Source organism: Aporhodopirellula aestuarii, assembly GCF_023701485.1.
Taxonomy (GTDB): domain Bacteria; phylum Planctomycetota; class Planctomycetia; order Pirellulales; family Pirellulaceae; genus Rhodopirellula; species Rhodopirellula aestuarii.
In genome coordinates, this window is the sequence record NZ_JAMQBK010000039.1 from 355,418 (window position 1) to 370,993 (window position 15,576).

General features: G+C 56.2%; 8 protein-coding genes. 5 read left to right on the plus strand and 3 right to left on the minus strand.

The window, feature by feature from the left end; translation table 11 throughout:
• The first annotated feature begins 38 nt into the window (after nt 1-38).
• The 3 genes from NB063_RS15540 to NB063_RS15550 all read left to right on the plus strand — a co-directional run bounded on the left by NB063_RS15540 (nt 39) and on the right by NB063_RS15550 (nt 7,646).
• Nucleotides 39-770, plus strand: a complete 732-nt coding sequence (locus NB063_RS15540) for a zinc ribbon domain-containing protein (protein ID WP_250929649.1) — start codon at nt 39-41, stop codon at nt 768-770.
• A gap of 120 nt (nt 771-890) precedes the next feature.
• Nucleotides 891-3,674 (plus strand): BatD family protein, encoded by a 2,784-nt coding sequence (locus NB063_RS15545; protein WP_250929650.1) that lies wholly within the window; start codon nt 891-893, stop codon nt 3,672-3,674.
• A gap of 150 nt (nt 3,675-3,824) precedes the next feature.
• On the plus strand, nt 3,825-7,646 hold the full coding sequence (locus tag NB063_RS15550) for a DUF7133 domain-containing protein (RefSeq protein ID WP_250929651.1): 3,822 nt from the start codon (nt 3,825-3,827) through the stop codon (nt 7,644-7,646).
• Between the two features lie 56 nt (nt 7,647-7,702).
• Here the strand turns inward: NB063_RS15550 and NB063_RS15555 are convergent, their stop codons facing one another.
• Entirely contained in the window at nt 7,703-8,377 is a 675-nt protein-coding gene (locus NB063_RS15555; protein WP_250929652.1) for a class I SAM-dependent methyltransferase, read from the minus strand.
• Between the two features lie 33 nt (nt 8,378-8,410).
• A complete protein-coding gene (locus tag NB063_RS15560) occupies nt 8,411-9,373 on the minus strand; it encodes a fructosamine kinase family protein (protein ID WP_250929653.1) in 963 nt (320 codons plus the stop codon).
• Nucleotides 9,374-9,517: 144 nt separating this feature from the next.
• Here NB063_RS15560 and NB063_RS15565 point away from each other — a divergent pair, with 144 nt between their 5' ends.
• A complete protein-coding gene (locus tag NB063_RS15565; RefSeq protein ID WP_250929654.1) occupies nt 9,518-11,374 on the plus strand; it encodes a redoxin domain-containing protein in 1,857 nt (618 codons plus the stop codon).
• Nucleotides 11,375-11,470: 96 nt separating this feature from the next.
• Here the strand turns inward: NB063_RS15565 and NB063_RS15570 are convergent, their stop codons facing one another.
• Entirely contained in the window at nt 11,471-13,309 is a 1,839-nt protein-coding gene (locus NB063_RS15570; RefSeq protein ID WP_250929655.1) for a S8 family peptidase, read from the minus strand.
• Nucleotides 13,310-13,575: 266 nt separating this feature from the next.
• Between NB063_RS15570 and asnB the strand changes: the two genes are divergently transcribed.
• On the plus strand, nt 13,576-15,486 hold the full coding sequence (asnB, locus tag NB063_RS15575; protein ID WP_250929656.1) for an asparagine synthase (glutamine-hydrolyzing): 1,911 nt from the start codon (nt 13,576-13,578) through the stop codon (nt 15,484-15,486).
• Nucleotides 15,487-15,576 lie beyond the last annotated feature (90 nt).

Consider the following 15,576-nt stretch of genomic DNA (forward strand, 5'->3'; position numbering starts at 1 on the left):
TTTCCTCCAAAATCCAATCTCCCATCTGTTGAAAATTAATGGCTGCTCCCGCTTCGATCGAAATCTCATCGCAGTTACTTCGCAAACTGCACCGAATCCACCAACAGCGTTCGGATTTGGCAGGCCAAGCCCGACGGGGACCGATGCAAATCAAAGCCGTTGAGGCATCGGTTGAAACGGCCCAAGCCGAAGTCGATAAGGAAATCGCTGTTTTAAAGAAGACGCGAATGTTGTCGGATGAAAAGCATCTGCAACTGCAGACCCGCGAGGCCCACGTTCGGGACCTTCAGCGGAGGCTCAATGAAGCGGCCAGCAACAAAGAGTTCTCGCTGCTCAAGGAGCAAATCGCAGCGGACGAGCAAGCCAACAGCGTGCAGAATGACGAGATTTTCGAAATTCTCGAACGCATCGATTCACTCGAAGCCCGCTTGGCCGAAACCAAAGAAAAACTCGCCGCCGCGGAAGCGGAGCGTGACCAACGGATCGCAGAAATTCAAGAGCGACAAAAGCGAATTGCGTTGGATCTCGAACGCGTCGAAATTCAACTCGAAGAAGCCGAAACGTTGATTCCGGTTGCGGTCAAAGCCGATTACAAACGGTTGCTCGAGGCTCGTGGCGACGAAGCCCTCGCGCCGATTGAGGACGAGTCCTGTGGCGGGTGTTATCAAACGCTCACCACGCAGGTGGTCAGCCAAATCATGTTGTCGAAATTGACGTTCTGCCCTAACTGCAACGCGATCCTGTATCTCGCCGAAGATCGGTACGTCTAAACCTACCGAGCGACTTCTGCCGGCGCGCCGTCCGGCACCAAACCTGCAAGGCATTCACTGCGTAGAGCTGGTTTTGGTAAGTAGAAATTCTCAATCGAGAGGTGTTCGTCAGGGTCTGCCATGCAATTTGTTTCATTCTGCCATCAATTGCATCCGCGTCTTTTCAACCCTCTTCTGGGTGCCGTTCTGACGTTGGTCGCCGTTTCGCAGGGCTTTCTCGCTACGCCGGGCGTTGCGGCGGCTGAATTGAGGGCGAGATTGTCGACTCGTGAGGCCTATGTCGGCGATCCCTTCGTTTTGCAAGTTGTCGTTGAAGATGTCGACGATGTTCGACAACTGTCAATTCCCGACGTGGATGGGGTGAGCATCCGGTCCCTCGGGGTACCGGCTCGGCACTCGCAGCAGATGTATATCAACGGCAGAGTCTCAAGCTCGATGTCGCTTATTTACAAATATGCGGTGACGGCAGAGCGTCCAGGCGAGTTTGAGATTCCTTCCATAAGACTGAATGTGAACGGCCAGAATCTCTCCACCGATCCGCTGAGTTTTGTTGCGACGGTGAGCGAAACGGGAGATCTGCTCTTTGTTGAGATTGAAGGTAAACAGGATCACGTTTACGTGGGACAACCGCTCGACCTGACGCTCAAAATATGGGTGCGTCCATTTCGCGATCGGCAGTTTGAAGTCACGCTCGATGAAGCCGACATGTGGTCCATGATCTCGCCGCGGACATCGTGGGGCAGTTTTGCGTTGAAGATGCAAGACCTCGACGAACATCGCCAACGTCCGGGCGGCACCGAGGTGCTGCGAAAGGACGCTGAAGGGACGCAGCGAAGCTACTATCTTTACGAGATCGAGGCGACGATCTATCCCAAGCGACCAGGACAAATTGACGCCAGCGACGTCCGTGTTGTCATGGACTATCCCGTTGCTTTGGAACGTACCCGCGATCCGATGGAATCGTTCTTCAGTAATTCACCGCTCTCACGGATGTTGAATGATGATCGTTTCGGTTCGGCATTTGGCCCACGTTTGAGGATCACCAAAACACGACCGATCGACGCCAATGCGAGCGTTGACGCGACTCAGGTGTTGCCGATTCCGACGGACGGGCGTCCTGAATCCTACCAAGGTGCAGTCGGGAATTACGAAATCACAGCACGCACGAATACCCGGCAAGTTGATGCGGGGGACCCGATCACGTTGCAGATCACGATTCGTGGCGATGGACCATTGGAACTGGTGCAAGCACCACGGTTGGACATCTTGAATCTTGATTTTCGCGTCGATCAACAACCGTTGGCAGGGTTCGTCCAGGACGGAGCGAAATATTTTACGACAACGGTGCGGCCACGAAACACATCCGTCAAAGAGATACCCGCGATCGAAATGAGCTTCTTCGACCCCGAATCGGAAACATTTCAGACGGTTGCGAGCGAAGCAATTCCGATCGTGGTTAGCGAATCCGAAACGTTGGGATTGGATGCAATCGTGAGTGATGCGGGAGTTCGTAATCGCGCCAGTGAGTCAAACGAATCGCAAGCCACCGCGTCACAATCGATCTCTCCCGCCGCGTACTTGTTTCGAAATCAAACGTCGGAGTCCGTGTTGGCTCACGATCAGCCCCGCTCGATATTGCGTCCCGCGTTGATGCTCTTGCTGATCCCACCGTGTTGCTTTCTGGGCATTTGGACGGTCGTCAATCGGTCGCGTTTGCGTTCACCAAAAAACTGGCTTGGTTCACGCCGGCACCGTGCGGTCACTGCGCTGAAGTCCGTTTCGACCAGCAATGAGATTCCTGCGGTCCTCACTTCCTATTTGAATTCGCTACGCGGTGTTTCGGGATCATCGAGCGATGCCGATTGGCTCGAAGGGCTGGGGTTTTTGCGACGCAACGGTCAGTCACAGTTGGCGGCCGAGCTCGAAACGTTGTCGCACGAATGCCGAAACAGTTCCCGGTCGTTCGAAGCGTTGTTGCGGCAGTCGATTGACTGGGTCGAGCGGACGGACGCGGCGAGGAAGTCGTGGTGGCGAACCGTTGGAACGCGCCGCGCAAGCTTAGATCCGTCTGGAAAACGTGAATCGGTGATCCGGCAATCGGCCATCGGGATGATCCTGATGTTGTTCTGCTCGCTCAGTCCGGTGTCTGCGTTTGCTAGCGGGGAAGAGGTTGAGGTGGTCGCCGAGGACGTGCAAACCGCATCTCCGACGATTTCCCTCGACGCATCGCAGCGGTCCGCGTTGCTCGCCGAAGCGGGGGAAATCTACGCCGAAGCGTTTGGGAGTGACGGTGACGAGTCCGCGGAGAAATTCAAAATCGCGGCTGCCAAGTATCAACAAATCGTCGATAGTGGAGTCAGCAATGGCGGCTTGTTCTTGAATTTAGGCAATGCGTATTTCAATAGCGGGCAGGTTGGCCGAGCGATCGCGAATTATCTTCGGGCTCAACGCTATGCCCCCTTGAGTTTTCGGGCGCAGACAAACGGTCTGCTCGCCCAGGTCGATGCCGGGGTGGCGGTTTCTCAATGGCGGTTGCCCCTGCTGTGGATCGTCGTTTTGGGCGTGGGTTCGGTGGTGGGCTGGGCCCTGCTGATCGCTCGGATTTACTCCAAACGCAGATCGTTTGGGTGGCTCAGGGGCGTCATGTTGATGCTGGCTGTACTGGGTTTCACGATGGTTTTGCGCGAGATCGCATGGGAAGGCCGAGATCACGCCATCGCCGTTGTTTCGGAGTTGACGCTGCGTTCCGGGGACGGGGAATCGTTTGAAATTGTGGAAACCGTTCCCGCGGCGGAGGGCCGAGCATTCGATGTCGGCCGGACGAGAGGTGAGTGGATCCAGGTGCGAATTGACGAATCCCGGCAGGGATGGACGCGACTCGACGACGTCGAATTCGTCCGGTGAGAAAATAAGTCTTAGGAAGGACTTGCGGTCGGGGGGGAATATTTGTTAACGCTGAACGTGAAATACTCAGGTAGAGATTCGTCCAAAAGGCGGCGGTTTAAAAAACTACCTTGAAATGTCTGATTTCTCGCCATGGAAGGCTCGTCAGGAATGTTTACAGGACGAAATTTAACGCTTTTTGCCGTCATCGTGGTCGGCATTGCTTCGCCGTTGGGGTTGGGACTCTCGCTCTCGACGCAGTGGCCAGCCGGTTCGGTAGCTTCGGCAACTGAGGCTCAATGGATTTGGGCAGGCGGCACGGCGCGGGATCAAGCGATCGAGGTCGGCGAAACTTGCTGGTTCCGCAAAGTCCTCAATCTGCGTCAGCGTGGCGAAGGGATCCTCGAAATCGCTGCCGATGACGATTACGAAGTCCGGGTGAACGGACGAGTGATCGGAAACGGCAAGTCGTATCGCCAAATGCAGGAGTTTGAAATCTCCGACTATTTGGAAATTGGCCGAAACGTCGTGGCCATTCGAGTCAAGAACACTCATGGTGACACCGCCGCTCTCGTCGCACGCGTTTCGATCCAGCCGGAAGGCGACGAAAAATGGTACACGTTCAGTACCGACGATAGCTGGCGAACCAGCCTCACCGAAGAGAGCAGCTGGGACAACCCGATGCTCAACGATCGGACATGGGACACGGCGGTTTCGTTTGGCGTGTTAGGTGAAACGGTTCCTTGGGATCGCCAACAAACCGTGGCCGTCGAAACCGAAAAAGAACAAAGCGAACGTTTCCAAATTCAACGCGGATTCGGTGTCCAACGCGTCCTCAATGACGAGCAAGTCGGATCGGTGATCGCGATGGCGTTCGATGAATTCGGACACGTGGTTCTGTCGCAGGAGCAAGGGCCGCTGTTGATCGTTGTCGATCGCGATGAGGACGGCATTCCCGAAGACGTCCGGACTTACTGCGACCAAGTTGAATCGGTTCAAGGCATTCTGCCGCTCAATGGCGAAGTCTTCGTTACCGGAAAAGGCCCCGAGGGTACGGCACTCTATCGCTTGACCGACTCCAACCGTGACGGAACTCTCGAGACCGTCAAAACGATTCTGAAATTCCGAGGGGAAGGTGGCGAGCATGGACCTCATGGTCTCCGCCTCGGGCCTGATGGAATGATCTACGTATCACTGGGAAGTCACGTTCAACCCATCGGCAAAACGGGCAAAGGCGAAACGCTGCGTGATATTTACGAAGGCGACTTGCTGCCACGATTCGAAGATCCGGGTGGACACGGTCGCGGTGTCAAAGCCCCTGGTGGAACCATCATCCGGACCGACATCGATGGCGATGTCGTCGAACGGGTTGCTGGCGGTCTGCGAAACACTTACGACTTGGCGTTCCATCCCAGCGGCAGCCTATTCGTGCACGATGCCGACATGGAAGCCGATGTGGAAACTCCCTGGTACCGTCCGACGGTATTGCTGGAAGTCACCGAGGCCGCCGAGTTCGGCTGGCGAACCGGATGGGCAAAATGGCCTGAGTACTACTACGATCGCAATCCAGTTTTGCTCGACACCGGACGAGGCAGCCCGACCGGAATTGAATGTTACGAACACCACATGTTCCCGGTCCGCTATCACGACAGCGTTTTCTTGGCCGACTGGTCTGAAGGTCGCATCTTGAACGTGCGGCTCAAACCGGGCGGCAGTGGTTACTCCGCTGACAGCGAAGTTTTCTTAAAGGGAACACCGCTTAATGTGACGGACTTGTCTGTCGGACCTGATGGAGCACTGTATTTCTGCACGGGTGGACGCGGAACCGCCGGCGGTGTGTACCGTGTCGTCTATCAAGGGAAGATTCCAGATGCGATGAAACAGATCGGCAACGGCATCGCTGCCGCTGTGCGTCAACCGCAACTCGACGCCGCCTGGTCGCGCCAGGAGATCGCAACCATTCGTCATGAACTCGGCGACGATTGGAGTCAACAGGTTGCCGGTGTGGCATACAGCGAAGACAACCCGGCGTCGTATCGCATCCGTGCGTTGAATCTGATGCAAATGTACGGGCCGACCCCGAGCGAAGAATTGCTCGTTGAACTTTCCAAAACTGAAAACGAAGCCGTGCGTCGCCGAGCAGCAATGCAGTTGGGGTTGTCGCCCTCACGGGGTGCTGCGGCCCGTTTGCAAGAACTGCTTTCTGACGGTGATGTGCGAGTCGTGCGGACGGCATGCGAAGCGATTCTTCGCAGCGGCCAATTCCCTCGCGATACCGATCCATTGATCACCCTGCTGTCGTCACAAGATCGCACCGTGGCCTATCTCGCTCGCCAAGTGTTGCAGCGGATGCCAGTGGATGATTGGAAAGAAGAAGTGATGGCGTCCGACGATACTCGCACCTCGCTCGTCGGGATGCTCGGTCTCGTTGCGGCCGACCCGACACCCGTGACCGGCGCCGAAGTGCTGCAACGGGCAGGCAAAATGATGGAAGGGTTCCTCAGCGATAAAGACTTTGTCGATACGCTGCGGTTGTGCCAAGTCACGTTGTCGCGATGCAAAATTCCACCGACCGCTGTGCCATGGCTCCGCGACCGGATCGCTCAAGAATTCCCTTCGGGTGATTCACGGATCAATCATGAGTTGATTCGACTGGCCGCCTACCTCCAAGCCGAATCCATGATTCCCCGGGCGATGGAATACATCGATTCCGACGCGCCAAAACTCGATCGCGTACTGACCGCAATGTGTCTGCAGCGGATCGATCGAAACTGGACCGCTCAAGAACGGTTCGCAATGTTGAAGATGTATGAACGGATTGCCGCCGAAGATTCGGAAGGTTCGCTGCCGATGTACATGGTCGCGGTCACGCGTGATTTTGCTCGGCATCTCTCCGATGACGATGTGCAAGCGATCTTGGACGAAGGCGGGCGTTGGCGAAACGCGGCTCTCGGAGCCATCTTCCGCTTAAAGCGTCCGGTCGACGACGCCACCGCCGAGAAACTACGAAAACTCGACGACGAACTCGTTGCTGAGCCGACGATTGATGACGTCAATCGTCGTTTGCGAACCGGCATCATCGCGATGTTGTCGACGGCAACGGATGAAGAGTCTGCCGATCATCTTCGCAAGATCTGGCGAACCGAACCCCAACGTCGTGCGGTGGTATCGCTCGCGTTGGCTCAGAAGCCGGACGGCGAGAACTGGGATTACCTCGTTCGCAGTCTGAATATTCTCGACGGTCCGTCCGCTGAGGAAGTCGTTTCCAAACTACGTACCGTTCCGATCGCGACCGACGATCCGATGGCGTTGCGGGCACTCATTCTGATGGGTCTGCGGCAAGAGAAGGATGGCGGATCGTTTGAGAACGTGGAGCGGCTGCTCGAGCACTGGACCGGCATGACTCGTCCCGAAGGTGCGGCACGAACGATGGCTCTTTGGCAGCGATGGTATTCCAAAACATTCCCCGATCGCCCGGCCGCGGACTTGCCGCGTGAAGATGAATCGAAGTGGGATCTGGATCAATTGTTGACCTTCCTCGAATCGTCCGAAGGCGAGTCCGGGGATCTGCATGCGGGCATGTCCCTCTTCCAGAGTGCACAATGTGCGAGTTGTCACCGGCACCAAGGCACAGGCACCCCGGTTGGACCCGATCTGACCAACATGGCCAAACGGTTCACCCGTCGCGAAATCTTAGAATCGATCCTGCATCCGTCTCATGTTGTGAGCAGCCAATACGCCAGCAAGAAAGTCTTGACGGTTTCTGGTCAAGTGTATGTGGGGATGGTCAGCACGATCGGTGACGAGCTCCAAATTCGTGATTCACGCAACGAAATCACCATGATCCCGAATGACGAAGTGGACTCGATCCAACCAAGTGGTATGAGCATCATGCCGAGTGGATTGATTGATGATCTGACTCTTACCGAGGTGCGTGATTTGATGGCCTACCTCGGTCTGATTCGTCCGATCGAAATCGCGACGCGACCGTAAGAAATTGTCACGCCATCGGAACGGGCAGATGCGTCTGCTCGTTCGGCGGGATTACGTTACGGATTGCTGACCGCTCGCCACGCTCTGACGTCGTTGGGACCGCAGAACTGCACCAAGATTGCTCCGCGTGCGGCGTGTCGGTCAAAGACGAGTTCATGAAATTCGTCTTCACCAGGCCACGGATAGCTATACACGACGGCAAAGTCATCCAGTTCCAATCCGAGTTTTCGATACGCGTTCTCGGTGTCGTGACCAAGGCTCGGTAGCGTCGGATCGTCGGCCAGCGATTCTGAGCCCGTTGGCAGGAAATTGCCCCGCACGAGTTCGGGGACCGCCGACAACGTAGCGGTGTGGTTGGATGTCACGTCATCATTACTACGCAGCGTTTGACACCAATCCGCAACCGTTTGGTGTCCATGCGTCAACAGCGTTGATTCGGATTCGATCCCGATGCAATCCCATCCGAGGCTATCGGCGATCAGGGTCACTGCGGCGAACCCGCATCCCCATTCCAAGAAGCGATTGCCGATCATCATTTGCGATTCTCGCAACCAGTCCAGCGTTTGATAAACCAATTCGTAGTCTGCGGCAACGAATTGCTCGATCTGAGGCACGTCCCATCGATCTTGGAACGCTTCAATGCGACATCGTAGGTCATGCACCATCGCGTGAATTGTGGTAGGAATCGGACGTGCGTCGAGGTTGCGCGGCAGTGAGATGGGTTGCAACATAAGGTTTGATCACAAAGAAGTCGGGAACCGAGATCATGTCGACCGCAAGATCGCAGCGGTTCGCGCGCGGCAAGACTGCAGATAGCTTGTCCCGAAAAGATTCAGATGATTGAGTAAATGGTAGAGGACGTAAATGTCGACGCGGCGTCTCCATCCATCGGGCAGCGGCCACCGCGCGAGATACGCCTCGTGGAAAACACCGGGGCATCCTCCAAACAGTTCGATCATTCCGAATTCCGCCTCGCGGCATCCACGATACACAGCCGGATCGATCCAAACAGGGGCTCCGTCTGGATCCGACCAAAAGTTGCCGCTCCAAAGATCACCGTGCAAGAGGGACGACAGATCTTCGCGACCGGCCAACCATTGGTCCATTCCCCGAATGATGTCTCCCAGATCCTTTTTCAACGTCGTGTCGAGTAATCCTGCATCCGACGCCATGCGTGTTTGATGTTCGATACGTCGGCTGGCAAAGAAATCGGGCCATGATCCGGTGTCGCTTGTCCAGCGATTGGGTTGAACCGTCGAACCCAAGAAATTGTCGGTAGGCCATCCGATCGAGTCGCCCGCGGTGGCGAGATGGTGCTGTGCGAGCGAATCACCAAAACGTTGGTAATCAATGCCGCTGCGTCCGCGTTCGATGAACTCGAGCAAGAGGTGAGATTGTCCCCCTGACACACCGAGACCTAGCACCGCGGGGGTGCGGATGATGCCGGCGTCCCGAAGGTTTTGCAGGCCGTTGGCTTCGCAGCGGAAGTTTTCCAGAAAACCCACGTTGTTCTTTTTCCAGAACAACACCCGCCGCGACGATCCGTCTCGATCGTCGGGGTGTTCAATCGTCAGGCGTTCGGCGTCGCTGATGCAGCCACCCGCCAGTTTTTCGCGTGCGACGAATCGGCAGCGAGAGCCAACCGGGAGGAGATCGTCGAGGAGTTCAGGGAGGAACGCGTCAGGGAACATTGCCAACGTAAATTGCGGGAAAAAGGCGTTCGCCATCGCCGAGAGACGTCCTCGCGGGGCGGAGATCGAGAATAGCGTGGGCGAGTCGGGCCGGCTACCGAGCGAAACTCATGTATTCCTCCTCGCGTTGCCGCGTTACTCTATTTGATGAATTTCTGGTCCTAGATTGTGGAAGATGTGATGTCTCTGTTTGATTGCGATGTCCGCCGTATTCGCGTTTGTGCCGCGACGCTGTTCGTGTTTGGTTATTTGGTAGCGGGTGGGAGCCACGTGCATGCCGATTCGGTCGCCAGCGACGTGCGATTGTCTCGCTTCGAACTCAAGAACTCTCTTGGAGCGAACATCACCGACGCCGACCTCGAAGAAGGTTCGTGCGTCGTCATCGCCTTCTTAGGCACCGAATGCCCGCTCGCAAAATTGTACGCGGCCACGTTGAGCGACTTGCACGAACGTTACCAATCCCGCGGGGTCTCGTTTCTCGCCGTGATGAGTAATCGTCAAGATTCACTCGAAGAAATTGCTGCGTTCGAGCGTCGGACTGAATTGCCGTTTCCGGTCGGTAAAGATCTCGGCAACCGCTTTGCCGATGCTCTGGCAGCGCAGCGAACTCCCGAGGTGTTCCTGTTCGATTCGCAGCGGGGGTTGCGGTATCGAGGGCGTATCGACGACCAATATGGTATCGGCACGATTCTCGATCGTCCGAGACGTAACGATCTGCGTGAAGCGATCGACGAAGTGTTGGCAGGAAAGCCGGTCTCCGTCCCGCAGACCGACGCGGTCGGTTGTTTGATCGGACGACGCAAATCGCTGGAAAAAATTTCTAGCGATTCGGCGGTCCAAAAAGAGGGACAAGCAATCACTTATCATGAGCATATCGCTCCGATTCTAAGTGCACATTGTGTTGACTGTCACCGTGAGGGTGAGATCGGTCCGTTCGTGCTTAACGACTACGATGAAGTCGCCGGGTGGGCCGACATGATCGTGGAAACAACACGCGAGGGTCGTATGCCTCCTTGGCATGCCGGGCCATTGTCGACGGCCACATTTCGTAATGAAAGAAAACTCAGTGATGAGGAACTCGGTCTGCTTGAGAGATGGGCGGACAGCGGAGCAGAGGAAGGCGAGGCTCCTGTGAAAGCCAACGTTTCCAACCCGGCAGAATTGGCCGTGATTGAAGACGTCCGTGACGAGAACGGACGCATTTGGGAGTTGCCTCGCCAACCGGACTATGTGTTTCCGATTACCGACAAACCCGTTTCGATCCCCGCCAGCGGCGAGGTGAAGTATCGATATTTTCGCGTCGACCCCGGATTTGAGGAAGACGTTTGGGTCTCTGCGATGCAACTGCGTCCGGGCAACCGAAGTGTGGTTCATCACATCCTCGTTTTCGCCCGCCAACCGGGAACACGTACCGGGCTCCACGCACAACGCGGCTTCCTGGATGGTTACGTGCCCGGGTATCGCGTCGAACCCTTCGCACCGGGCTACGCCAAACGAATTCCCGCAGGCAGTGAATTGATTTTTCAAGTCCACTACACACCTACCGGTTCACCGCAGGAGGACTTGAGTGAGTTCGCGATCGTGAGGGCAACGGAATCGGAGATCACGCATGAAGTTCGAACCGATAGTGTATTGCAGACGAAATTGGCGATTCCGCCGGGTGAGTCAAACTATCAGGTGACCGCGTACGGTTCGCGTCTGCCCAAAGACGCCGAGCTGCTCGCGCTGATGCCTCACATGCATGTCCGCGGCAAGTCGTTTCGCTATGAGTTGCAGTCCGCGCGGTCGTGGTGGTCGTCAAACGAATCTGCCAGCATTCTGCTCGACGTGCCGCACTACGATTTCAATTGGCAAACGTCCTACGTTCTCGCCGAACCGCTGAAGCTGCCCAATGGCGGACGGTTTATTGCTCATGCCACATACGACAACAGCGAGAAAAATCTCAGTAACCCTGATCCCACCCAAACCGTCCGCTGGGGCGATCAAACTTGGGAAGAAATGATGATCGGATATTACCACTATGCCGTTCGTCGATAGCCGCGAGATGTGCCGGGCAACCTCATGTCAAAGAATGTCTTTCACGGCAGCGTAGAGTTGATGCCAGCTTGCGATCGTGCATTTTGCATCAGGCTGTTAGGCAAGCAGTTGCAGCCGGTCGTCGGTTGAATGTTCTTTCGAATCCAACTCATCGTTTTCATAATCGGTGAGGAAATCGTCGTGCAGGTTCCTCCAGCGGGTTGAGTTTGACGTTGCGTTTTGCCCTTTGACATGAACCGGCGTGGTTTCAAGGGATTCGATGTGAGTGACCGGCAAGACATCGGTGCGTTCGTCGGCGGGTGATTCCCATTCCAGGAACGCGACATCGATTAGGGACGTTCGTCGCACCGATGAATTGGTTGGTTCGGATGGTGAATCAGACGACTGCAATTCAGGTGTTTGTGGTGAGGCGGTGAAGCCTGCCGCCGCGTAAGCGACCGTGGTGGTGGCGTCCGCTAAACCGATCGCGTCGGAGCCGAAGGCACGCCCGACCGTTCCGGATGCCAGCAGGTTGCGAAGCTCGCTGCTGGTTAGGTCTGGATTGCTCGATAGCGTTAATGCCGCTAGGCCCGCGATATGGGGGCTCGCCATGCTGGTGCCTGACAAGGTCGCGTAGCCACCGCCGACGTAAGTGCTGAAGATGCCAACCCCAGGGGCATCCACCTGGACCGCGCCGCTGTTACCCACGTTGTTGCTGAATCCGGCGATCGCGCCTGAGGACGTGTAGGCTCCGACGGAAATCACGTTGTCGTGGTTGGCGCTAAAACGAGCGGGATAACCTGGGACGATGGCCGACTCATTGCCTGCCGCGGCGACGACGAGTGATCCGAGTGAGCGGGCGTACTGAATCGCCGCATCGATGGAGCGGCTGTATCCGCCACCGAGGCTTAAGTTGATGATGTCGGCGCCCAAACTAGCCGCGTAGCGGATCCCAGCGGCGACGTCGCCAACGGTGCCTGTGCCGTCAGCACCCAGGACGCGCACGGGTAGGATCGTCACGTCAGGGGCGATTCCGGTTGCACCGATGCCGTCGTTCGCCGCTCCGATCGTACCGGCAACGTGCGTGCCATGGCCGCTGACATCGTCGGGAATGTTGTCGTTGTCCGCGAAATCAAAACCGCTCACGTCATCAACGAAACCGTTCTGCTCGTCGTCGATTCCGTTGCCTGCAATTTCTCCCGGGTTCACGAACAGATTGGAAACGAGGTCGGGGTGATCCAAATCGACGCCGGTATCGACTACGGAAACGATGACGTCGCGTCCGGTGTATCCCGCCGCCCAGGCTTCGGGGGCTCCGATGGCGTTGACGTTCCACTCACGCGTTCCACCGAAGTAAGCGACATCTGGCAGTGGGGAAACGCGGTTCGGATCACCCGTGAGTTGAGAGTCTGGCGTTGTGGGAGAGGACTCGGGACGCAACTCAGCCGCAAACGTCAGCAGATACTGCGTCGTATAGAGCGACGTGGAAGTGACCGCGAGCCAATAATCGCCGGCATCGAGTGAGATGTTGATGACGTCGTTTTGCCGGCCGGGATTGGTCGAGCGGCCGATCAAGTTCCCGGTCGAATCGATCAGGAACAGGTTTGCGTTGCGGTTCAGTTGCGAGAGGGTGATTTGAACGTCGCCGCTGCGTTGGAGCGAAAATTGAACCACGTCACTTTGGTCGTGCCAGCCGAGTCGGCCGAGAAACGATCGCTCACCATCAATCGCACCGATGTTCCTGGCGGTGTCACGAGTCGATCCAGCGTCTTTTGCGGAAAGCAAATTTGTTGACGCCGCGATGGACACCTCCGCTTGAGAAGTCTCCATGTTGTCTGAGTTGGATTCACTCGCTGCCGATTGGCAGTCCCATCCGTCGGCGGCGAGCAACCGCCGACCTTCGAGCGTCTCGATACGAAGGGACCGGTTCTGCCGCCGTAATGCCTGGTAACGCATAGCACGTAATCCTTTCCGTGTAGGCTGGTGGAGCCATGTTCGCTTTCCGGTGAGATTCTACGCATCGGAGGAACCGGGGGAAGGAAATCGAATTCATCGAGCGAGGAGACGATGGATTGGAACCTGTCGACTGCCGGGTGCCTGCGTACCGCTCACTAGGATTGGGTGCATTTCAGTCCGGGCTGTTTTCATTCGTCGTCGTCGACGATACTAGCCCGGTCGACGAGTTTGCTTTCACTTCGTTATTTTCGGTTTGTTTGGCGCCTATGTGTGGAATCACTGGTTCGGTTTGGATGCGGGAAGATCAGCGTGTGGACGATACGCTGATCGGCCGAATGACCGATGTTGTCTCGCATCGTGGGCCGGACGACGCTCAGATCTGGACCGATCCCGACCATCGTGATGCTCGCGGGAATCCGATGGGAGTCGCATTGGGGTTTCGGCGATTGTCGATTATCGATGTCGAAGGTGCTCGGCAGCCGATGCCCAACGAAGACGGCCGCGTGCGGATGGTTTTCAATGGCGAGATTTATAACTATCTCGACCTTCGTCGGCGGCTTGAGGGAGCCGGCCATCGGTTCGCGACGCAGGGTGATGGCGAATCGATTTTGCACCTCTATGAAGACATCGGCACGGATTGTTTTTCGCAACTCAACGGCATGTTTGCGATCGCGATCTGGGACGCAACGAAGAATCGCTTGGTGCTCGCGCGAGATCGGATCGGTCAAAAACCGCTTCATTACGCATTCAAGAATGGTCGCTTGGTTTTCGGTAGCGAACTGAAGTCATTGGCTTGCGTGCCCGGCATTTGTGAGGAGATCGAACCGGCGGCGATTGATGAGTTTTTAACTTATCAATACATCCCGCATCCCGGCACGATTTGGAAAGGCGTGCACAAGTTACCGCCGGGACATTTCGCCGTTCTCGACAGTCAAGGGTTTCGGGTTGAACGGTATTGGAACTACGACCCGTCCGTTGAGGTCGAAATCAGTCATGGCGACGCGGTCGATCGACTGCGTGAATTACTGAGCGATTCGGTGCGACTGCGAATGCGGAGTGATGTGCCGTTGGGGTCGTTTTTGTCAGGCGGTATCGATTCGTCGCTCATCACTGCGCTGGCGGGAGATCATACTGACAAGCCACTGCGGACATTTAGTATCGGGTTTCCGATTGCGGATTTTGATGAAACCACCTTCGCCGCTCAGGTGGCCGAACATCTCAAAACGGATCATACGCGGTTTGAGGTCACGCCCGATGCGATCGGGATTCTTGAAAAATTGGTTTGGCATTACGACGAACCGTTTGGTGATTCATCTGCCGTTCCGACGTGGTATCTGTCCGAACTGACGCGGCAGAGCGTGACGGTCGCGTTGTCCGGAGACGGCGGCGACGAGTTATTCGCCGGTTACGAACGCTACCGTGCCTTGTGGCTGAGTCAAAAGATTCAACGCATGTTTCCGATCCATGCGATGCCGGGGATCGGACTGATACAGAAACTCCCGGATTCGAATAGGCGGCGTAGTTTGATCCGACGAGGGAAGCGGTTTCTCGAAGCGATCGGCCAACCTGCGGTACGCCGCTATCTGAATTGGTTGCAGATTTTCCCGGAGTCCTTACGTGCGTCGATGTACACAGACGAATTCGTCGGGCAATTGCCGGACGAGGATCCGTTTGCGTTTTTGGAGTCTGTTTGGGATCGGAGCGAGGGGCGAGATTTGGTCACACGGGCATCCAGTTCGGACGTGCTATCGTATTTGCCTTGTGATTTAATGACCAAGGTGGACATTGCGTCCATGGCTCACGGGCTTGAGGTGCGCCAACCGATGTTGGACTATCGGGTGGTCGAGTTCGCCGCGACTTTGCCGGTGCGGTACAAATTTCGTGGCAGGCGAGGAAAATTGTTGCTGCAAGACGCATTCGGTGACCGCATTCCGCCGAATATTTTCACGCGACCGAAGATGGGCTTTGGAATCCCTATTGGAAGTTGGTTTCGTAACGAATTTCGGCCATTAGTGCATGACACCATGATGGCGAAAGACGCTTGCATTCACCGTTTCTTCCGCCCCGAGTCGATCGAAGAGTTAGTGACTGCCCACGAAAGTGGCGAGCAAAATCACGGATACCGCTTGTGGAATCTGTTAATCTTGGAGACGTGGATGAGAAGTGTCACTCGCTAGCCATCGCCCGATGGAAAGATGCTCGTCAACGCACTAGCATGGTGATACGAAAATCCATGCCTTTTCCTTCTACATTCTGCCTCGCTTCAA